The sequence below is a fragment of the Flavobacterium hydrocarbonoxydans genome (genome assembly GCF_009789235.1).
Classification (GTDB): domain Bacteria; phylum Bacteroidota; class Bacteroidia; order Flavobacteriales; family Flavobacteriaceae; genus Flavobacterium; species Flavobacterium hydrocarbonoxydans.
On sequence record NZ_WSTB01000001.1, the window covers coordinates 507,821 to 530,118 of the forward strand.

At 35.3% G+C, this 22,298-nt stretch carries 15 protein-coding genes; 12 read left to right on the plus strand and 3 right to left on the minus strand.

The features are described from left to right. The first annotated feature begins 102 nt into the window (after positions 1-102). A complete protein-coding gene (locus tag GON26_RS02180; RefSeq protein WP_160373072.1) occupies positions 103-1,587 on the plus strand; it encodes a glycosyl hydrolase in 1,485 nt (494 codons plus the stop codon). A gap of 75 nt (positions 1,588-1,662) precedes the next feature. Here GON26_RS02180 and glmM read toward each other — a convergent pair whose 3' ends face one another. After that, the gene (gene glmM, locus GON26_RS02185) at positions 1,663-3,051 is read right to left on the minus strand and encodes a phosphoglucosamine mutase (RefSeq protein ID WP_160373073.1); all 1,389 of its coding nucleotides are present in this window, start codon (positions 3,049-3,051) and stop codon (positions 1,663-1,665) included. A 183-nt stretch (positions 3,052-3,234) separates the two neighbouring features. Between glmM and GON26_RS02190 the strand changes: the two genes are divergently transcribed. The 11 genes from GON26_RS02190 (at position 3,235) to GON26_RS02240 (ending at position 19,885) form a co-directional block, all read left to right on the plus strand. Next, entirely contained in the window at positions 3,235-3,819 is a 585-nt protein-coding gene (locus tag GON26_RS02190; RefSeq protein WP_160373074.1) for an acyl carrier protein phosphodiesterase, read from the plus strand. Continuing rightward, positions 3,816-5,501, plus strand: coding sequence for a gamma-glutamyltransferase (gene ggt, locus GON26_RS02195; protein ID WP_160373075.1), 1,686 nt, complete (start codon positions 3,816-3,818; stop codon positions 5,499-5,501). The genes GON26_RS02190 and ggt overlap by 4 nt, the downstream gene beginning before the upstream one ends. Positions 5,502-5,585: 84 nt before the next feature. Next, the gene (locus GON26_RS02200; RefSeq protein WP_160373076.1) at positions 5,586-7,370 is read left to right on the plus strand and encodes a chloride channel protein; all 1,785 of its coding nucleotides are present in this window, start codon (positions 5,586-5,588) and stop codon (positions 7,368-7,370) included. A gap of 62 nt (positions 7,371-7,432) precedes the next feature. Then, positions 7,433-8,386 (plus strand): Fic family protein, encoded by a 954-nt coding sequence (locus tag GON26_RS02205; RefSeq protein WP_160373077.1) that lies wholly within the window; start codon positions 7,433-7,435, stop codon positions 8,384-8,386. A gap of 101 nt (positions 8,387-8,487) precedes the next feature. Beyond that, complete coding sequence (uvrA, locus tag GON26_RS02210; RefSeq protein WP_160373078.1) at positions 8,488-11,319, plus strand: excinuclease ABC subunit UvrA; 2,832 nt, start codon at positions 8,488-8,490, stop codon at positions 11,317-11,319. Continuing rightward, complete coding sequence (locus GON26_RS02215) at positions 11,319-11,576, plus strand: addiction module protein (RefSeq protein ID WP_160373079.1); 258 nt, start codon at positions 11,319-11,321, stop codon at positions 11,574-11,576. Before uvrA ends, GON26_RS02215 begins: the two co-directional genes overlap by 1 nt. A 330-nt stretch (positions 11,577-11,906) precedes the next feature. Further along, positions 11,907-12,377 (plus strand): hypothetical protein, encoded by a 471-nt coding sequence (locus tag GON26_RS02220; protein ID WP_160373080.1) that lies wholly within the window; start codon positions 11,907-11,909, stop codon positions 12,375-12,377. 374 nt (positions 12,378-12,751) lie between these two features. Next, positions 12,752-13,111, plus strand: a complete 360-nt coding sequence (locus GON26_RS02225; RefSeq protein WP_160373081.1) for a cupin domain-containing protein — start codon at positions 12,752-12,754, stop codon at positions 13,109-13,111. A gap of 154 nt (positions 13,112-13,265) precedes the next feature. Next, on the plus strand, positions 13,266-13,994 hold the full coding sequence (locus GON26_RS02230) for an LOG family protein (protein WP_160373082.1): 729 nt from the start codon (positions 13,266-13,268) through the stop codon (positions 13,992-13,994). 540 nt (positions 13,995-14,534) lie between these two features. Then, on the plus strand, positions 14,535-17,285 hold the full coding sequence (locus GON26_RS02235; RefSeq protein WP_160373280.1) for a gluzincin family metallopeptidase: 2,751 nt from the start codon (positions 14,535-14,537) through the stop codon (positions 17,283-17,285). Between the two features lie 188 nt (positions 17,286-17,473). After that, positions 17,474-19,885: an alpha-ketoacid dehydrogenase subunit alpha/beta gene (locus GON26_RS02240; protein ID WP_160373083.1), complete on the plus strand. Its 2,412-nt coding sequence runs from the start codon at positions 17,474-17,476 to the stop codon at positions 19,883-19,885. A gap of 591 nt (positions 19,886-20,476) precedes the next feature. On the opposite strand, the gene kdsB is transcribed toward GON26_RS02240, so the two are convergent. Both kdsB and ygiD read right to left on the minus strand, forming a co-directional pair. After that, a complete protein-coding gene (kdsB, locus tag GON26_RS02245) occupies positions 20,477-21,211 on the minus strand; it encodes a 3-deoxy-manno-octulosonate cytidylyltransferase (RefSeq protein ID WP_160373084.1) in 735 nt (244 codons plus the stop codon). Between the two features lie 154 nt (positions 21,212-21,365). Next, positions 21,366-22,196 carry a 4,5-DOPA-extradiol-dioxygenase gene (gene ygiD, locus GON26_RS02250; RefSeq protein ID WP_160373085.1) on the minus strand — a complete coding sequence of 277 codons (831 nt, stop codon included), beginning with the start codon at positions 22,194-22,196 and terminating at the stop codon, positions 21,366-21,368. Between the last annotated feature and the right edge of the window lie 102 nt (positions 22,197-22,298).

Sequence of the window (22,298 nt, forward strand, 5' to 3'; positions counted from 1 at the left end):
TGATTAGTTTTTGTAAAGTTTTTTTTGAATAATTAAATCAGGAAACATACTACATTTGAAGTATATTAGCCTATCCCCAAATTTAACCCTAAATTTATATTTATGATGAAAAAAATATGCTTCTTAGTACTTTTACCTTTTTTAATTTTTAACACTTACGCCCAAAGTCCAAAACGAGGAATAGCCTACGGGAAACATTCGAAAGCAGATATATTAGCTTTAAAACCAGGAGTGTCCTGGTGGTACAACTGGAGCCCGGAACCCGAAGCGAATGTCAATCCTGATTACGAAGAAATCGGTGTAGAATTTGTACCCATGGTTTGGGGAAAAATTAGTGATGCCGATGTTCAGGCTTTCATCAATAAAATAAAACCCGGAGCTAAATATCTTTTGGCTTTTAATGAGCCTAACTTTAATGATGGTGCAAGACTCACACCTCAGGAAGCGGTAAATGCCTGGGTAAACGTAGAAAAAATCGCCGCTGCAAAAAATCTTGAAATCGTAAGTGCTTCGCCAGCATATAATGGCCCTGATAATTATGGAGGCTATAGTGATCCTTTGATTTGGCACAATCAGTTTTTTGCTTTATGCCCAACCTGCAAAGTGGATTATATCTCTTTTCATACTTATGATAATACCGCAGGTTCTGTTATTGGTGTTACCGGATTGCTTAAAAAATACGGCAAACCAATTTGGGTAACCGAATTTGCCAACAGAGTCATTCAGACTGCTGATGAAAAAACGGCGTTTATGAAAGAAATCGTGAAGAGTTTTGAAAACGATCCTGATATTTATCGTTATTCGTGGTTTACTGGCCGCGTTCCCATAACCTGGACAGACATGCTTGAAGGGCAATTATTAAGCACATCAAGCGGAGTTTTAAAACCTATCGGAACAGCTTATATAAACGAAACGTACTCGGCTAAAAAAATGAATGTTCCGGGTAGAATTACCGCCAATAAACACTATCGCCGAAAAGGAACTGGTTTACAAAACACAACCGATTCGGGAACCGTACAAAATGTAAATTTTATAAACGAAGGTGATTGGAATGAATTTATGCTGAATGTTGCAGAAGCCGGAACCTATGATTTGAGTTTTAGAGTAGCATCTGCCAGCATTGACGGAAAATTTGATATTCTGGTAAATGATGTTGTGGTAAAAACAGACGAAACCTTTTCTGCAACAGGTGGTGCACAAACTTTTACGGATAAAGTGGTTGCCGGTATTGCTTTGCCAAAAGGAGAAGTGTACCTGAAAATCAAATTCAAATCAAACGAAATGACTTTTAACTTTATTGATGTTTCCACTTCAAGTTTAGGAATGAATGATCCTAAATTAGAAGACGATTCCTTTTCAATTTATCCAAACCCAATTAAAAATCAAGCTACACTTCATATAAAATCAGCAACAACTGAACCTTTAAAAATAGCTATTATTGATTTGAAAGGAAATCTTTTTTTCACTTCTGAAGACTATTTTACCAATCAGGACATTAAAATCGGAGATAAACTTTCGACTGGAGTTTACATTGTGACAGCAACTTACGGATCCGTGAAAAAATCACTCAAAATCATAAAAAACTAAAAATTAGTTCTAAAAAAAAAATACCTCTTTCAAAACTTATGAAAGAGGTATTTTTTTTTAATGAAATTCAGAAGATTAAATTCCGGCAATCACTTTTATTTCATCTATAATTCGAAGTGCCAAAACATCTGCTTTTTCTTGCGAAGGGGCTTCTGTATAAATACGAATAATAGGTTCTGTGTTTGATTTTCTTAAATGTACCCATTCTGTAGCGAAATCAATTTTTACACCGTCAATTGTCGTAATATCTTCGTTTTTATATTTTTCTGTCATAGCAACCAAAATAGCATCAACATCAATTTGCGGTGTTAATTCTATTTTATTTTTGCTCATATAATATTCCGGATAAGAAGCTCTCAATGCCGAAACCGACATTTTTTTCTGAGCCAAATGTGTCAGAAACAAAGCCACTCCTACCAAACTATCGCGACCGTAATGCAACTCAGGATAGATGATTCCGCCGTTTCCTTCGCCACCAATAATCGCATTATTTTTTTTCATTAATTCCACCACATTCACCTCACCTACTGCACTGGCTTCATAATTTCCGTTGTGAGCAACCGTTACATCACGCAAAGCACGTGAAGATGACATGTTCGAAACCGTATTTCCAGGTGTTTTACCCAATACAAAATCGGCGCAGGCTACCAAAGTATATTCTTCACCAAACATTTCACCGTCTTCGCAAATAAAAGCCAAACGGTCAACATCTGGGTCAACGACAACTCCTAAATGCGCTTTTTCTTTCACCACCAATTCTGAAATATCAGTCAAATGTTCTTTTAAAGGTTCAGGATTGTGAGGAAAATGCCCGTTTGGTTCGCAGTATAATTTTACTACTTCAACGCCCATTAATTCTAATAATTTCGGAATAATAATTCCGCCAGAAGAATTTACACCATCAACCACTACTTTAAATTTTGCTGCTTTTACAGCTTCAATATCCACCAATGGCAGGTTTAAAACTTCATCAATATGAATATCCATGTAAGCATCATTTGAAGTAATTTCGCCCAAACTATCCACATCCGAGAAATTGAAAGCTTCAGCCTCAGCAATTTCAAGAATTTTCGCACCATCATCACCGCTCAAAAATTCCCCTTTTTCATTCAGTAATTTTAAAGCATTCCATTGTTTCGGATTGTGTGAAGCCGTCAAAATGATTCCGCCATCTGCTTTTTCTAATGGTACAGCAACTTCAACTGTTGGCGTAGTCGAAAGCCCTAAATCAATTACATTAATTCCTAAACCAATTAATGTATTGACAACCAAATTATGAATCATTGGTCCGGAAATTCTAGCATCACGACCAATTACAACGGTTAATTTTTCTTTTGAAGAATTATTTTTAAGAAAGGTTCCGTATGCCGAAGCAAATTTTACAGCATCAACAGGAGTCAGGTTATCTCCTACTTTTCCACCGATCGTTCCTCGTATTCCTGAAATAGATTTTATTAAAGTCATTTTTCTGAGTTATGGTTATTGTTTTACAAATATAATAGTTGCTGAGTAACTAAGCTTCTAAGTTGCTAAGATTTTTATGAATACTAAATTTTATAACAACTCAATTTATGAAAGAAATTTTATACATTTACGAAAGTAAACCAAGCCTATTAGCCTCTAAGAAGCTTAGTAACTCCAAAAACAATGAATTTTTTAGCGCACATTTATCTGTCTGGTGACAATGATTTAATCAAAATTGGCAATTTTATGGCCGATGGTATTCGGGGAAAACAGTTCGAGCATTTTCCTGAAGAGGTACAAAAAGGAATCATTCTGCACCGCGCAATTGATACTTATACCGATTCGCACGACATTTTTAGACAAAGCACTAAAAGATTACACGAAAAATACCACCATTATGCCGGCGTAATTGTAGATATTGTTTACGATCATTTTTTGGCCAAAAACTGGACAAAATATTCAGATGAAAATCTGGATGATTTTATCAATAGATTCTACCAGTCATTACACGAAAATTACGACATCCTGACCGAAAAAACGCAGGGTATGATGCCTTATATGATTGAAAACAACTGGCTTTCGAGTTATCAGACTGTTGATGGAATTCACAAAATTTTGACTCAGATGGACAGACGTTCCAAAAATGAATCGAAAATGCAATTTGCCAGCGAAGAATTAAAAGAATTTTACGCCGAATTTGAACAGGAATTTACGTTGTTTTTTGAAGATTTAAGACAGCATTCCAAACAAAAATTACTCTCTTTATGAAGAAGATTACACTTTTTATCAGCTTTATTTCTATTAGTTGTTTTGCACAACAAACTCCAATAAAACCAACCGGATTAGTTGTTACCAAAGCCATGGTCGTTTCTGCACGTGAGGAGGCGTCAAAAATTGGTGTCGATATTATGAAAAAAGGCGGAAATGCTTTTGATGCCATGGTGGGTACCGAATTGGCTTTGGCAGTAGCCTTTCCGTTTGCAGGAAATATTGGTGGTGGTGGTTTTATGGTGTATAGAAAAGCAAATGGCGAAGTGGGTTCTATCGATTATCGTGAAAAAGCACCATTGGCTGCCACAAAAGATATGTTTCTAGATAAAGATGGAAATGTCATTAAAGGAAAAAGTACCGAAACCGCTCTTGCTATTGGTATTCCTGGTACAGTTGCCGGAGTTTTTGCTGTGCATAAAAAATTGGGTAAATTACCGATGTCAGAAATTCTAAAACCAGTTATTGCTCTTGCCGAAAAAGGTGTTATTGTAACCGAAAAGCAGGAAAGAAGCATGAACGCTTATCGTGGAGCTATCGTAAAAATTAATGGCCCGAAAACACTTTTGGCTACAGAATTCAAAAAAAATGATACTATAAAATATCTGGCTCTTGCCGAAACTTTAAAACGAATTTTAAAAAACGGAAGAGACGAATTTTATAAAGGAAAAACAGCTAAAATATTAGTAGATTATCTTCAAAAAAGAGGTGGAATCATTACAATGAAAGATTTGGCAAAATATGAAGCCAAATGGAGAAAACCACTTCAGTTTGATTATAAAGATTTAAAAATTACCTCGATGTCTCCACCAAGCAGTGGCGGAATTTGTCTGGCACAAATCCTGAAAATGATTGAACCTTATGACTTAGCCCAAATGGGACATAATACTCCAGAAGCAATTCAGGTAATTGTTGAAGCCGAAAGAAGAGCTTACGCGGATAGAAGTCAGTTTTTAGGCGACCCGGATTTTGTGAAAATTCCGGTAAAAGCTTTATTAGACGATGCTTATTTAAAAGACAGAATGTCAACTTTTAATGTTGAAAAAGCCAGTTTATCATCAGAAATAAAAGAAGGAAAAGTAAATTATAACGAAAGTTTAGAAACCACCCACTACTCTATTGTAGATGCAGACGGAAATGCCGTTGCAGCCACAACCACTATCAATGACGGTTATGGTTCTAAATATTATTGCGACGAATTAGGTTTCTTTTTAAACAACGAAATGGACGATTTTAGTGCTAAACCTGGTTCTCCAAATATGTTTGGATTAGTAGGAAACGAAGCCAACAGCATCGCTCCACAAAAAAGAATGCTGAGCTCAATGACACCAACTATTGTGGAGAAAGACGGAAAACTTTTTATGGTTTTAGGTTCTCCAGGAGGTTCAACCATTATTACAACCGTTTTACAGGCGATTCTAAATGTTCGCGAATACAATTTGAGTATGCAGGAAGCGGTAAATGCGCCTCGCTTTCATCATCAATGGCTGCCAGATTTGATTACTTTTGAGCCCGATACTTTCAGTCCAAAAACGATTGATTCATTAAAAGCGAAAGGGTATTTAATCAATGAAAAAGCAACTCCCGTAATCGGAAAATTGGATGCCATTTTGGTTTTGCCCAACAATTCACTTGAAGGAGGAGCTGATTTTAGAGGCGATGATACCGCAGTTGGTTTTTAACGCCGGAAAGATTTATGAATTAAATCGGGTACTTTTAAATGTTATGAGTTAAATTTGCATTAGACCAAACTTTATTAAAAAATAATGCTAAAAAAATATTTTCGAAAACTAGAAAGCATCATTGCATTGGCGCAATCTTTATTAACTCCAAAGCAATTTATTTTTTTATCGAGTGTTTTAGTGGGTGTCTCATGCTCTCTTGCGGTAATCGTTCTAAAAACTTTTGCTCATAGTGTTTTCTCTTTCGCAACCTACATCAATGGAATCTTAAAAATTAGTTTCATCAACAGTATTTTACCTATCGTGGGTATTCTGCTAACCGTTTTGGTTGTCAAAAAAGTTTTAAACGGAACCATTCAAAAAGGAACTTCGCAAATTTTATATGCTGTTGCCAAAAAAGCCAGTATCATCCCAAAAAAGCAAATGTATGCTCAGATTGTTACGAGCTCACTTACCGTTGGTTTAGGAGGTTCTGCAGGATTGGAAAGCCCAATTGTAATTACGGGAGCCGCTTTTGGATCTAATTATGCTCAAAATTATAAATTAGCTTACAAAGACCGAACTTTACTGATTGGCTGCGGAGTTGCGGCAGGAATTGCAGCGGCATTTAATGCTCCAATCGCTGGTGTTCTTTTTGCAATTGAAGTTTTATTGGTTGATGTAAGTATTTCAGCCTTTACACCTATCATGATTTCGGCTGCAACAGGTGCTATTATTTCTGCAATTGTTTTGGATGAAACCATACTTTTATCTTTCAAAAAACAAGAATCATTTGATTATCATAACATTCCGTTTTATTTGGTTTTAGGAGTATTAACAGGGCTTACCGCTATATATTATTCTAGAAATTTTCAACGAGTTGAGCATTATTTCTCAAAACTAAAGATGAGCCCTTACAAGAAAGCGTTGTTTGGTGCTTCTTTATTAGCCGTTTTAATCTTCATTTTTCCAACACTTTTTGGTGAAGGTTATGAAAGTATCAAAACATTATCAGAAAGTGAACCAGGAAAGCTTTTAGAGAATACATTATTCAAATCGCATCAGGATAACAATTGGGTTTTATTATTATTCGTTGGATTCACGATGATGCTAAAAGTTTTCGCTTCCGGATTAACCATTGGAAGCGGTGGAAACGGTGGGAATTTTGCTCCCGCACTCTTTTTAGGATCCTATTTAGGTTTCTTTTTTTCCAAATTAGTTAATATGACTGGACTGGCGAATTTGCCTGTAAGTAATTTTACAATGGTTGGAATGGCAGGAATTCTAAGCGGATTATTTCACGCTCCGTTGACCGCAATTTTCTTAATTGCCGAAATTACTGGTGGCTATGGTTTGATGGTACCTTTGATGATTATTTCATCCATAAGTTTTGCGATTTCTAAACGATTTGAAAAACATTCATTAGACGTAAAAGGTTTAGCCAAAAAAGGGCATGCTTTTACGAGTAATAAAGATTCGAATATTCTTTCGACTCTGGATATTGATTCTATCATTCAAACCGACTATTTAACGGTTTCTCCAGACGAACATTTAAGCAAATTGGTTGACTTAATTTCGCATTCTAATCAGGTAGTTTTTGCTGTTGTAAATAACGAAAAAGACCTTGTTGGAGTGGTGCATTTTAATGATATACGAGAAATAATTTTCAATTCGTACCGGGTAAAATATACGATGATACAAGATGTAATGAAAACGCCTCCAGCTACTATTTCTACTCATGATAGCATGGAAATCGTGATGAGTAAATTCGAAAAATCAAAATCTGCTTTTATTCCTGTACTTCGTAACGATAAATATTTCGGATTTATTTCGAAATCTATTGCTCTTGAAGCTTACCGAACAAAATTAAGGGCTATGACGATTGAATAGCTTAATATCGGATAGGGTAAAAATTTTTATTATCCGATATTAATGATTACTTTTGTAGGATTATGTGGAACATAGACCTAACATACAGAACCGAATTTCAATCAACCTTTGAGCGATTGTACCAAAAAAGGCAAGATTTGCAAACCAGCAGACCATTGCCCAACATTGCTTTACATAAAATTCGAGAAAGCCTTTCGCTAGAATGGACATACAATTCGAATAGTATCGAAGGCAATACCATGAGTTTACGAGAAACCCAAATGGTCATTCAGGAAGGCATTACCATTAAAGGAAAATCGCTTCGGGAACATTTTGAAACACACAATCATGACAAGGCAATTGATTATTTGTATTCGATAGTAAATGACGATTATAAACTTCGAAGCATTGACATTCTCTCACTTCATGGGTTAGTTTTACGCTCTATCGAAGATGATTTTGCAGGACGTTTGCGAAATGGTGGCGTTCGTATTTCGGGAGCTAATTTTATGCCTCCAAATGCTAATAAAGTTTCAGATTACCTGGACGAATTAATTGATTTTATAAACACCAATCCTTTAGGTCTAAACGATATTGAGCTGGCAACTATCTACCATCATAAATTGGTTTGGATACATCCATTCTTTGATGGAAATGGCCGTACAGTTCGTTTAAGTATGAATTTATTATTGATTTGTTGTGGTTTTCCACCAGCGATTATCCTTAAAAATGACCGTAAGAAATATTATGAAGCGCTCAATCAGGCGAATAATGGCAATTATCAAAAATTAATGCTTTTGATGTGTCAGGCTTTAGAGCGTACGCTTAATATTTATTTAGGTGCAATGCCAGGAAGCAGTTATGATTTCCAACCTATAATCAATATCGTGAGTGAGCCTGAAACTCCCTACGGTCATGAATATGTAAGTTTATTAGCCAGAACCGGCAAAATTGATGCTTATAAAGAGGGCCGAAACTGGTACACCACCAAAGAAGCCATCGAAGAATATATGGCAACCAGAAAACGAAAACGCTAGCTTAGGTTAGCGTTTTTTTGTTACAATTTTTAACATAAACTTCTATACTCTAGTACAAAAAGAACAAATCAAAGTGGTAACTTTGCGTTTTGCTCAAATTTATGTTAGAAAAAGACAATACTATTGAAGTTCTTGGTGCAAGAGTTCATAACCTGAAAAATATCGATATTTCTATTCCGCGTGAGAAACTTGTAGTGATTACAGGGCTTTCTGGTTCGGGAAAATCTTCTTTGGCATTCGACACAATTTATGCTGAAGGGCAGCGTCGCTATGTAGAAACTTTTTCGGCTTATGCCAGACAGTTTTTAGGTGGTTTGGAGCGTCCTGATGTAGATAAAATCGACGGACTTTCGCCCGTAATTGCCATTGAGCAAAAAACAACTAGTAAGAGTCCGCGTTCTACCGTAGGTACCATTACTGAAATTTATGATTTCCTGAGACTTCTTTATGCCCGTGGTGCCGATGCTTACAGCTACAACACCGGCGAAAAAATGGTTTCGTATTCTGATGAGCAGATTAAAGATTTGATTATTCAGGATTTTAATGGAAAACGAATCAATATTCTGGCACCAGTCATCAAAGCCAGAAAAGGGCATTATGCCGAATTATTCCAGCAAATTACCAAACAAGGCTTTTTGAAAGTTCGCGTAAACGGTGAAATTCAGGATTTGATATCCGGAATGAAACTGGATCGTTATAAAACCCACGATATCGAAATTGTCGTTGACAGAATGCTTATTGAAGATAACACAGACACACAAAAACGTTTGTCCGAAAGTATCAATACAGCAATGCATCATGGCGAAAATGTCCTGATGATTTTGGATCAGGATACGAATGAAGTGCGTTATTTCAGTAGAAATTTGATGTGTCCTTCAACGGGAATATCCTATCAAAATCCGGAGCCGAACTTATTCTCTTTCAACTCTCCAAAAGGAGCTTGTCCGCATTGTAATGGTTTGGGAACCGTGCATGAAATCAATGTTAGGAAAATTATTCCAAATCCGAAATTATCTATCAAAAGCGGCGGTTTTGCTCCACTTGGCGAATATAAATCATCCTGGATTTTCAAGCAATTGGAAGTTATCGGAGAAAAATTCGGATTTAAAATAACCGATCCGATTGAGAAGATTCCGGAAGAAGCAATGGAAATGATTTTGTACGGCGGAAAAGATAAATTTACTGTAAACTCCAAAGATTTAGGCGTTACACGTGACTATAAAATAGATTTTGAAGGAATTTCGAATTTCATCAAAAATCAATTTGACGAAACTTCTTCTACAACTATAAAACGTTGGGCAAAAGATTTTATGGACGAAATTAATTGTCCGGTTTGCGAAGGTTCACGTTTAAAAAAAGAAGCGCAGTTTTTTAGAGTTAATGGAAAAAACATTACCGAATTGTGTGATATGGATATTTCGGATCTGACCATTTGGTTTCAGGACTTGAATACACATTTATCTGACAAACAACTTTTAATTGCTTCTGAAGTGGTCAAAGAAATTAAAGATCGTTTGAACTTCCTGATGAATGTAGGTTTGAATTATCTGGCTTTAAGCCGAAGTTCAAAATCGCTTTCTGGCGGTGAAGCACAGCGTATTCGACTGGCAACCCAGATTGGTTCGCAATTGGTTGGTGTTTTGTATATTTTGGACGAGCCAAGTATTGGTTTACACCAAAGAGATAATGAAAAACTAATACATTCTTTGGAACAATTACGTGATATTGGCAACTCTGTTATTGTGGTAGAACATGATAAAGACATGATAGAACGTGCCGATTATGTAATTGATATCGGTCCGAAAGCAGGAAAATATGGTGGAGAAATCATCAGTATTGGAACGCCCGCGGAGACTTTAAAATCAAACACGATTACCGCTCAATATCTGAACGGAAAAATGAAATTGGAGATTCCGAAAGAACGTCGTAAAGGAAACGGAAAGTTCTTGAAACTCTCCGGAGCTACTGGAAACAACCTTAAAAATGTTTCGATAGAATTGCCTTTAGGACAATTGATTTGCGTGACGGGAGTTTCAGGAAGTGGAAAATCGACTTTGATAAACGAGACGCTCTACCCTATTTTGAACGCCTATTATTTTAATGGTGTCAAAAAACCACAGCCTTACAAAAAAATTGAAGGTTTAGAACATATTGATAAAGTAATCGATATTGACCAAAGTCCGATTGGGCGAACGCCACGTTCGAATCCTGCGACATATACCGAAGTTTTTACCGAAATCAGAAACCTGTTTACCATGACTTCCGAAAGTATGATTCGGGGTTACAAAGCGGGTCGTTTTAGTTTTAATGTAAAAGGCGGTCGCTGCGAAACCTGCGAAGGTTCTGGAGTAAGAACGATCGAAATGAACTTTTTACCAGACGTTTATGTAGAATGCGAAACCTGTCAGGGAAAACGTTTTAACAGAGAAACGCTCGAAATTCGATACAAAGGAAAATCTATTTCGGATGTGTTGAATATGACGGTTGACGAAGCGGTTCCGTTTTTTGAAAACATTCCGAAGATTTACCGAAAAGTAAAAACCATTCAGGATGTTGGTTTAGGTTATATTACGTTGGGTCAGCAAAGCACCACGCTTTCTGGTGGTGAGGCGCAGCGTATTAAACTGGCTGGCGAATTATCTAAAAAAGATACTAGAAACACTTTTTATATTCTGGACGAACCTACAACTGGGTTACATTTTGAAGATATCAGAGTTTTGATGGACGTGATTAATAAACTGGTTGACAAAGGAAATACGATTCTGGTTATTGAACACAATATGGACGTCATAAAACTTGCCGACTATATTATCGATATTGGCCCGGAAGGCGGAAAAGGCGGCGGACAATTAATTGCCAAAGGAACTCCTGAAGAAGTGGCGAAAAATAAGAAGAGTTATACGGCTAAGTTTTTGAAAAAGGAACTAACTTAGTGTTTGAATTAATTAATAATCTTTACGGTATGGACAGTTTGAGTTTAAAAGTAGATGTAGATTTTAAGCAACTTTTAAAAGTTGTTAAGCAGTTATCGCCTTCTGAAAAGTTAAAACTAAATGATGCAATTTGGAAAGATGACATAGAAATTCCTATAGAACATCAAAAAATTGTTTTAGAAAGAATTCAAAAAAGTAAAAACTCCCCTGAAAGAATGTTGGATTGGGATGAAGTCTCAGATTTGCCAATTCAATAATTTCAAGTAATGTATAAAATCAAAATTGATGAAGAAGCATTAAATGATCTTCGTGAAATTGTTATTTGGTATAATAATCAATTACAAAATTTAGGTTTACGCTTTCATAAGCAGGTAAAATCACAAATCAATTCTTAAAAAAACAATCCACAAATTTGTGCAATTCGATATGGTGATACTCGTTGTATGCTCGTAAATAAATTTCCATTTATGATTCATTACATAATTGATGAAGAAGGTTTTCTTGTTGAAATTTTTGCTATATTTCACACTAGTAGAAATCCTGAAATTTGGAATTCTAGAAATATTTAAAAGCAAACTCTTTACCGAATGAAGATATTTCCCGAAAGTAATTATTCTATCGAATTGAATATTGATAGTAAATTAGCAGTTTCTAAATTAGAAAATCAAACTTTATCAAAAGAACAATTCGTTACAAACTGGAATAATCAATCATTTATAGGAATAATTAAAGAAAATGAATTTGAAATAAAACTCTCTAAACAGATATCTGGAGAGTTTTGTATTTTAAATGGAAAGTTGGAAAATAAAAAAGAGAAAATAGAAATTCGCACTGGCAAAATTTTTAAAATTATTTTTCTTTTAATAATTTCATTTACTCTCTCTGCAATAATTTTAGCAATCATACAAAATAAGTTAGAATTAATATTTTATTACCTTTTGACTATTTTGATAATCCGATTTGTATTTCTTGAGTTAGGATTTAAAATTGTGTCAAAGATTACAGTAAATAAATTGACCGAAATAATTGAAATAAAACAAATAAATAAAACTTTATAACAGAAACTTAAGTTTTTCGTAATCCTTTTGATATTTAGAAATTTTTAAACTTTCGCAAAATTTATATAAGCCGAACCTACGGTTCTTTATATTGATTTCTTGAATTTTGAATGGATTAAAATCCATCCCTACAAAATTGGTCGAGCCGCTGGCTCTTTTTTGCAAACCAAAATAAAGTTTCATAGGAACAAATAAATATTCCTGCACAAAATTTTAATCTGTTGATAATGAAACCCCAATTAAAACTACAGCGTTAAAAATGTTATATTTAAATTAATATGTGGGTAATTTTGTGTCAAATCTTAAAAAAAGGCTTAATTTAGTATGCCCATTTTGTCAAATTTTTTTGATTCTGGGAAAAACTAAAAAAGCGTATGAATCTAAAAGAAAATTTCAGTAACGTAGAAAAGTATTTTTCGCCTAAGATAATTGATGAAGTAAACGATCAATATGTTAAAGTGGCCAAAATAAAAGGTCAGGAAATACCCTGGCATAATCACGAGAATGAAGACGAATTATTTTATATTGTACAAGGTGAACTGTTGATGGAAATTGAAAACATACCGTCATTTACAATGGAAAAAGGTGATTTATTCGTGGTGAAAAAAGGCGTAAATCACAGGGTTTCATCGGTTGAGGAATGTCTGATTATGCTGATCGAATCTAAGACTACGGAACATACCGGAAAAGTAAAAAGCAACATCACCAAATCTATTGAAGAGCAAACGTATTAAGAAGTAACTCTTTATTTAATAAACAAAATTTCAACTGAAAACGGGTGCCCTAGCCCAGATAGAAGTGGAAATCCTTTTGTGCCGGGGTTCGGCACAAAAGATTGCAACGGATAGCTGGAAATAGCTCCTTAAAAAATAAATTAATATACAAAACATGAGATTAGAAGATTTTGATAACGATGAGGATAAGGTAATCCAGGATCGTTTGAAGCAAAAAACGTGGAATGAAATTAGAACGAATGACAGCTGGGCGATTTTTAAAATCATGTCTGAGTTTGTAAATGGGTACGAAGCAATGGGGCGTATTGGGCCTTGTGTATCGATTTTTGGTTCGGCGAGAACAAAACCTGAGGATAAATACTATTTGCTGGCGGAGAAAATTGCCTATAAAATTAGTAAAGCGGGTTATGGCGTGATTACGGGCGGTGGTCCCGGAATTATGGAAGCGGGTAATAAAGGGGCGCATTTAGGTGGCGGAATCTCGGTGGGCCTGAATATCGAATTGCCTTTTGAACAACACTTTAACCCTTATATTGACCATGATAAGAACCTGAATTTTGATTACTTTTTTGTTAGAAAAGTTATGTTTGTCAAATATTCGCAGGGGTTTGTGGTGATGCCGGGTGGTTTTGGAACTTTGGATGAATTGTTTGAAGCCATCACGCTGATTCAGACTAAAAAAATTGGAAAATTCCCTATTATATTAGTGGGAGTCGAATTCTGGTCGGGATTGATTGATTGGGTAAAAGCCGTTTTGGTCGAAAAAATGCACACGGTAAGTCCGGATGATTTAAATTTATTTAAAATTGTGGATACGGAAGATGAAGTGGTTGACGTTCTGGATAAATTCTATAAAAAATACGATTTGAGTCCGAATTTCTAAAATAATTTTCACCATATAAGTCATATAAAAAAATAACGCGGATAAAACTGATTCGCTAAAGCGAAGACGCAGATAAAAACGGATTTTTTTTGATTTTTTATAAAAACTTAACTCGTTGGGTGAAATTATTTAACACATAGAAACATAGTTTATTGAATTCAAAAAAGGCGTTTCACTTGCATTAAAACACATAGCTATGTGTGAAGAAATGAGTTTCTTTTTGATTTCCTTTTTTTTCAAAATCATAAAATTTATTTTTTCTATGTGTTTAATTAAATTTTTATTAATTAGCACCCAACGGGTAAAAACTTATATCACTTATATGGTTTAAAAACCAAAGTTTAAATGTTTTATAAAGCTGTTTTTTTTAAACAGCTTTATTTATACTATTTTTACAATAAAACCAAAACTGCTTTATGCTCGTAGATTACCTTATACCCTAACTATTCTCAGCCATCATTGAAATCAATTTATAAATTTTTAGTTTTCATTTTAGTTTTATTCAGTTCAATAAAACAGTATGCGCAACATCAGTCAAAGCTGGAGGTTGCTGTAAATCTTGAACTTAAAACACTGCATGTAAAACAGGATATTACATTTCATAATACAACAGGTGATTCATTGAGTTATATTGTTTTGAATGACTGGAACAATGCTTTTTCGAATAAAAACACGCCTTTGGCAAGACGCTTTTCGGATGAGTTTTATAGAGGATTTCATTTGGCCAAAGATCAGGAAAGAGGCAGCACCACTATTACTAACCTAACTGATACTGAAAATACGGCTCTTAGCTGGGAAAGAACTACTAAAAACCCAGATTTTATTGTTGTAAAACTAAAAGAAAAACTGGCTCCTAATCAAAAAACTGACATACATATTACCTATATCGCTAAAATACCGAGTGATAAATTTACCCGTTATGGCTATACGCAAAATGGCGGAATGGTTTTGAAAAACTGGTTTTTGGCTCCTGCACGATATGAAAATCATGATTTTATAAAATACAACAACTACAATCTGGATGATATTGCTAATGCAAGTACCGATTATCAGCTTGAGATAAAAACGCCTAACAATTACAGTATTTCTACAGATTTGAATTTGATTTACAGGGATACAACCAATACGTCTTTTCAAACTCAGTCTTTTTCAGGAAATAACAGAACCGATTTTAATTTATTTATCGAAAAAAACACAAGTTTTAAAAGTTTTCAAAACAATGATTTAGAAATACTTACCAATTTAAAAAGCAAAAAAACAGATGATTTTCAAAAAGCACTCATCATCAATCGGGTGATTGCATTTACTGAAAATTTTATTGGCAAATATCCACATCAAAAAATAACGGTTTCGCAAGTTGATTATGACCGGAATCCGTTTTATGGTCTTAATCAATTGCCTTCGTTTATCAGTCCGTTTACGGATGAATTTGTGTTTGAAATTACGTTTCTAAAAACCTATCTGAATAATTATCTCAAGAATAGTTTACGCCTCGACCCAAGAAAAGACAACTGGGTGTATGACGGAATCCAGATTTATGCGATGATGAAATACATCGAAGAAAATCATGCTGATCAGAAGATGCTGGGAAGTCTGTCGGAAATGAGGCTACTGAAAAGCTATAACATTACCAATTTAAGTTTTAATGAGCAATACAGCTATTACTACATGCTAATGGCGCGTAAAAATCTCGATCAGCCACTTGGCGACCCTAAAAACAGTTTGATTAAATTTAATGAGCAAATTGCCAGCAAATACAGAGCTGGTTTGAGTTTGAGTTATCTGGATGATTATTTAAACCAAAATATTGTACCCAAAAGTGTTCAGGAATTTTATAGTCTTAACAAAAACAGACAAACAAACCGTTCGGATTTTGAAAGCATCCTGACTAACAATAGCCCTAAAAAAATCGACTGGTTTTTTACTACCATTATTGATTCGAGAGATATTCTGGATTATAAATTTTCGGATGTAACGAGGACCAAAGACAGTATTCGTTTTTCGATAAACAATAGAACCGGAATCTATGCACCTATTCCAATTTACGGAATCAAGAAAAAAGAAATCGTTTTTAAACATTGGCTTGAGCCTTTGAAAGAGGACAGCTTATATGTTTTTGAACGAAAAAATGCTGACAAAATAGTGCTGAATTACGATAACGAAGTACCGGAATACAATCTGCGAAACAACTGGAAATCCTTAAAAAATGTCGCAATTACGAATAGACCTGTCAAATTTAATTTTCTGAAAGATTTAGAAGACCCGTATTACAATCAGATTTTATATGTGCCTACCCTGACTTATAACTTGTATGACGGTTTTTCGCCTGGAATTCGGTTTTATAACAAAACCATTCTGGACAAACCTTTTACTTTTGACATCAATCCAGCCTATTCGATTAATGCCAAAACCTTATCGGGATCATCTGCTTTTTCTGTAAATCATTATTACCGTAACAGTACTTTATACAATGTCAGATACTCGATAAGCGGGAATTATTTTCATTACGCACCTGATGCAACCTATCTCAAACTGACTCCAATGGTTCAGTTTCGCATTCGGGAAGAAAATTTCAGAGACAATCGTAAACAACTGATATTGCTGCGCCAGGTTATAGTAAACAGAGAAAAAAGCACTTATGTAACGGATAATTCAACACCCAATTATTCTGTTTTTAATGCACGTTATTATAATACTAAAACCGAATTGGTTCATCATTTTAATTTTATGACCGATGTGCAAATTTCAGGCGATTTTGGAAAACTGGCGGGAGAAATTGAATACAGAAAATTATTCGAGAACAATCGCAGAATCAATTTACGCCTCTATGCGGGAAGTTTTTTATACAACAGAACCAACTCTGATTATTTCAGTTTTGGTTTAGATCGCCCTTCGGATTATTTGTTCGATTATAATTATTACGGAAGATCCGAAAGTTCAGGATTCTTCAGCCAACAATTTCTAATGGCCGAAGGCGGATTCAAATCGAAGTTAGAACCTAATTTTGCCAATCAGTGGATGACGACATTTAATGCCAGTTATGCACTTTGGGACTGGGTTGAAGTATATGGAGATGTTGGTTTGCTTAAAAATAAATACCAAAAAGAACATTTTGCTTATGATAGCGGCATCCGCTTGAATCTGGTTCCGGATTACTTTGAACTCTATTTTCCGGTCTATTCGAACAATGGCTGGGAAATTTCGCAAAATAAATACAACGAAAAAATACGATTTGTGATTACTTTTTCTCCTAAAACATTAGTTAATCTTTTTACCCGAAAATGGTTCTAATTGAATAAATTTTAAACAAAAACATAAATTATTATCATTAAAAAAGAAATTTTATTAACAATAACTCAAAATAAATACGTAGTTTTTACATTTTACTTGCAAATAATTAAATTATATTTATTTTAATGAATTATGATTATTGATAGTTTTTAAGTATTTTTGCCTCACAACATAACCCTTTCCAGATTATGATTTTAGAAAAAAACAATACTACGCTAACTTTCGAAGATTTCAAAACGGAAGTATTGAACGACTATAAAATTGCCGTAACTAGCAGAGAATGTAGTCTTTTAGGACGTAAAGAAGTATTGACAGGAAAAGCCAAATTTGGAATATTTGGTGACGGAAAAGAAGTGCCGCAGCTTGCTATGGCAAAAGCTTTTCAAAACGGAGATTTCCGCTCAGGATACTATCGCGACCAGACTTTTATGATGGCAATTGGCGAATTAACCCCAAAACAATTCTTTGCAGGTTTATACGGTCATACCGATTTAGATTTTGATCCAATGTCTGCAGGAAGACAAATGGGCGGCCACTTTGTAACACATAGTTTAAACGAAGATGGTTCCTGGAAAGACTTAACAAAACAAAAAAATTCAAGCGCAGATATATCACCTACTGCCGGACAAATGCCAAGATTATTAGGATTGGCTCAGGCATCAAAAATTTACAGAAACGTTGAGGGTATTACAATCAAAGACAAATTTTCTGTAAATGGAAACGAAATTGCCTGGGGAACTATAGGAAATGCCAGTACGTCTGAAGGTTTATTTTTTGAAACCATCAACGCCGCCGGAGTTTTACAGGTTCCGATGGTTATGAGTGTTTGGGATGATGAATACGGAATTTCGGTTCATGCAAAACATCAGACAACCAAAGAAAACATCTCTGAAATTCTAAAAGGATACCAACGTGACGAGGATTCAAAAGGATATGATATTTTTAGAGTAAAAGGCTGGGATTATGCCGAGTTGGTTTCGACTTACGAAAGAGCTGCTGCTATTGCCCGCGAACAGCACGTACCAGTTTTAATTCACGTAAACGAACTGACACAGCCACAGGGTCACTCCACTTCAGGTTCTCACGAACGTTATAAAAACGGTGACAGACTGGCTTGGGAAAGAGATTTTGACTGTATCCGTCAGATGCGTTTATGGATGATTGCTATCAATATCGCATCGCCAGAAGAATTATCTGAAATTGATTTTGCTATCAAAAAAGAGGTTTTAGAAGCAAAAAAAGAAGCATGGAATTCTTTTATTGATCCAATTATTGAAGACCAAAAAGAATTGATTACGTTGCTGGAGCAAATTTCTGCAGCAAGTATCAATCATAAAGATAAAATTCAGAAATATATCTCTGAAATAAAAGCAATCAAAAATCCTTTGAAAAAGGAAATGTTAATGATTGCCCGTAGAATTTTACGTTTTATCGAAATTCCAAATAGTAAAGTTTTACTATCCAACTGGATTACTAACTATATCGAAATTACACAACCAAGATTCAGCAGTCATTTACATTCTGATTCAGATAAAAATGTTTTTTCGGTAGAAAAAGTACTTCCTGAATATGCAGAAAATGCCAAACCAGATTTGGATGGCCGAATGATTTTGCGTGATAACTTCGATGCTCTGTTTACCAAATATCCTGAAACTTTGATTTTTGGAGAAGATGTAGGAAACATTGGCGATGTTAACCAGGGACTTGAAGGCATGCAGGAAAAATACGGAGATCTTCGTGTTGCCGATGTTGGAATTCGTGAAGCGACCATCATTGGTCAGGGAATCGGAATGGCTTTAAGAGGTTTACGCCCAATTGCTGAGATTCAGTATTTAGATTATTTATTGTACGCAATTCAGATCATGAGCGATGATTTGGCAACTTTACAATACAGAACTGTCGGAAAACAAAAAGCACCGCTAATCATCAGAACCCGCGGGCACCGACTTGAAGGTATCTGGCATTCAGGTTCTCCAATGGGAATGATCATTAACGCTATTCGCGGAATCCACGTTTTGGTTCCAAGAGATATGACACAAGCTGCAGGTTTTTATAACACTTTGTTAGAATGTGACGAACCCGCTCTAGTTATCGAATGTCTGAACGGTTACCGTTTAAAAGAAAAAACTCCTCTTAATTTTGGTGAATTCAAAACGCCAATTGGTGTAGTTGAAACCCTAAAAGAAGGTGCTGATATTACTCTAGTTTCTTACGGTTCTACGTTGAGATTGGTGCAACAAGCTGCGAATGAATTATTAGATTTAGGAATTGACTGCGAAGTTATCGATATTCAATCGCTGCTTCCTTTTGATGTAAATAAGGATATTGTAAAAAGTATCGCCAAAACAAACCGTTTTTTGGTAATCGACGAAGACGTTCCTGGTGGAGCTTCAGCATTCATTTTACAACAGATTTTAGAAGAGCAGGACGCTTACAAACATCTGGACAGCAAACCACAAACATTGGCTGCAAAAGCGCACAGACCTGCTTACGGAACCGATGGTGATTATTTCTCTAAACCTTCTGCCGAAGACATTTTCGAGAAAGTTTACGATATGATGCACGAAGTAAATCCATCTAAATTCCCAAGTTTGTACTAAGGATTTATTCGGTTTTAAATATTAAAAAAGCTCCAAAACGATTTGATTTGGAGCTTTTTCTATTTTAGATTTCTGAGTTTAGATTTTAGATTAATTGCATAATGCTTAAAATTTATAATTGAAATTTTCAGGAGCTATTTCCTGCTATCCGTTTCAATCTTTTGTACCGAACCCCGGCACAAAAGGATTTCCACTTCTATCAGGGCTAGGGCACTTGTTTTCATTAGAAAAATCCGTGTAAATCCGCGTTTTCGCGATAGCGAATCCGTGTCATCCGCGTGCCATTTCGCAATCTACTTCAATCACAAAACCAATTATTAATTATAAAAAATCCATACAAATCCGTGTTTTCGCAATAGCGAATCCGTGTCATCCGCGGTCCATTCCGCAATCTACTTCAATCACAAAACCAATTTGATTTATTATAAAAATCCATACAAATCCGTGTTTTCGCAATAGCGAATCCGTGTCATCCGCGGCCCATTCCGCAATCTACTTCAATCACAAAACCAATTATTAATTATAAAAAATCCGTACAAATCCGCGTTTTCGCGATAGCGAATCCGTGTCATCCGCGTTCCATTTCGAAATCTACTTCAATCCCAAAATAGCCCTCGCCTTCTCTAAATCCTCGGCCGTATCAATCCCAATTCCGACATGCGTAGTTTCGACCATTTTAATACGTTTTCCAAACTCTAAATAACGAAGCTGTTCCAGTTTTTCAGAAGCTTCCAACGATTTCATCGGTAAACTGTAAAAATCCAACAACGCCTGTTTTCTAAAAGCATAAATTCCGATATGCTGAAAATAACGCACACCAACATCCTTATCTCTCGGATACGGAATTACAGAACGTGAAAAATACAAAGCAAACTGCGACTGATCTACCACCACTTTCACATTATTCGGATTATTGATTTCGTCTTCATCGGTAATTTCACGCATTAACGAAGCCAAATCTACCTTTTTATCTTCATCATCTCTAAAAACAGACAAAACCTGCTCCAAAGGTCCCGCTTCTGTAAATGGCTCATCTCCCTGTACATTTACCACAATATCAACATCCAGACTCATTACTGCCTCGGCAATACGATCGCTTCCCGATTCGTGTTCTTTGATGCTCATAATGGCTTTTCCACCATTCGAAACAATTTCATTAAAAATCAAATCCGAGTCGGTCACTACAAATACATCATCAAATAAATTGGTTGCAACTGATGCTTCATACGTTCTTAGAATTACGGTTTTACCGCCTAAATCCTGCATTAATTTGGCAGGAAAACGTGTTGATGCATATCGTGCCGGAATTACAGCTATTATTTTCATTTTTTTTTGTCATTGCGAGGAACGAGGCAATTTCGCTCTCAAATTATTTTTTTATTTTTCTTCGTGAATCTTCGTGAAAATTTTTGTGTATCTCTGTGAAAGAGTTATTACACAAAATATCACAAAGAATTCACAGAGACTCACAAAAATTTTTTTACATAATCTTCACCGAAGTCATACTGAGAGAACCCGCCAGTAATTTGTCATTAAACAAACTCAATTCTTCATTCTTTTCTTTTAATCCTAAAGTATATAACAAAGGCAAATAATGATCCGGAGTTGGAATCGCCAACTGAATCGCTTTATTCATTTTTTCGAAATCAATCAAAGGCTGAAAATTTCCATCCAACAAATAATTATTAATGGTTTCACGCGCTTCAATTGCCCAGTCAAAACCATAATTGTCTTTATCAAAATTTCTGAAATCTACCAAACGGAGATTATGAACGATATTTCCGCTTCCGATAATCAGAACCCCTTTATGACGCAAAGATTGTAATTGCTGAGCCAGCTCAAAATGATATTGTCCCGACTTGGTATAATCAATACTGAGCTGAATTACAGGAACATTAGCATCCGGATATAAATGTTTAATCACACTCCAGGCTCCATGATCCAATCCCCAATGTTCATCCAAATCGACCTGAACAGGTTCTAATATTTTTTGAGTTTCCAAAGCCAATTCCGGACTTCCTTTGGCTGGATATTGAACGTCAAAAAGCGCTTGCGGAAAACCTCCAAAATCATGAATGGTTCTCGGCATTTGCATCGAAGTGACTTTGGTTCCGTTGGTAAACCAATGCGCAGAAATACATAAAATAGCATTGGGCTGCGGCAATGTTTTGGCCAGATTACGAAAACCAGCCACAAACTGATTCTCCTCAATAGCATTCATTGGGCTGCCATGTCCTAAAAACAGAACCGGCATTTTATCTGTATTCGAAAACGTAGATGAAATCGAATGTAAGTTGTTTAGTGTTGTCATTTAAACATCTATTTCTATGTTTTTTTTTAGCCACAGATTAGAAGGATTAAAAGGATTTAAAAAATACTTACTAAAAAAATTCTAAAATCTGCGAGAATCTTT

Excerpts from the sequence above, each read along its gene's own strand:
- GON26_RS02180 (WP_160373072.1), top strand. The coding sequence starts at position 103 with ATGATGAAAAAAATATGCTTCTTAGTACTTTTACCTTTTTTAATTTTT.
- glmM (WP_160373073.1), bottom strand. The coding sequence starts at position 3,051 with ATGACTTTAATAAAATCTATTTCAGGAATACGAGGAACGATCGGTGGA.
- GON26_RS02190 (WP_160373074.1), top strand. The coding sequence starts at position 3,235 with ATGAATTTTTTAGCGCACATTTATCTGTCTGGTGACAATGATTTAATC.
- ggt (WP_160373075.1), top strand. The coding sequence starts at position 3,816 with ATGAAGAAGATTACACTTTTTATCAGCTTTATTTCTATTAGTTGTTTT.
- GON26_RS02200 (WP_160373076.1), top strand. The coding sequence starts at position 5,586 with ATGCTAAAAAAATATTTTCGAAAACTAGAAAGCATCATTGCATTGGCG.
- GON26_RS02205 (WP_160373077.1), top strand. The coding sequence starts at position 7,433 with ATGTGGAACATAGACCTAACATACAGAACCGAATTTCAATCAACCTTT.
- uvrA (WP_160373078.1), top strand. The coding sequence starts at position 8,488 with ATGTTAGAAAAAGACAATACTATTGAAGTTCTTGGTGCAAGAGTTCAT.
- GON26_RS02220 (WP_160373080.1), top strand. The coding sequence starts at position 11,907 with ATGAAGATATTTCCCGAAAGTAATTATTCTATCGAATTGAATATTGAT.
- GON26_RS02225 (WP_160373081.1), top strand. The coding sequence starts at position 12,752 with ATGAATCTAAAAGAAAATTTCAGTAACGTAGAAAAGTATTTTTCGCCT.
- GON26_RS02230 (WP_160373082.1), top strand. The coding sequence starts at position 13,266 with ATGAGATTAGAAGATTTTGATAACGATGAGGATAAGGTAATCCAGGAT.
- GON26_RS02240 (WP_160373083.1), top strand. The coding sequence starts at position 17,474 with ATGATTTTAGAAAAAAACAATACTACGCTAACTTTCGAAGATTTCAAA.
- kdsB (WP_160373084.1), bottom strand. The coding sequence starts at position 21,211 with ATGAAAATAATAGCTGTAATTCCGGCACGATATGCATCAACACGTTTT.
- ygiD (WP_160373085.1), bottom strand. The coding sequence starts at position 22,196 with ATGACAACACTAAACAACTTACATTCGATTTCATCTACGTTTTCGAAT.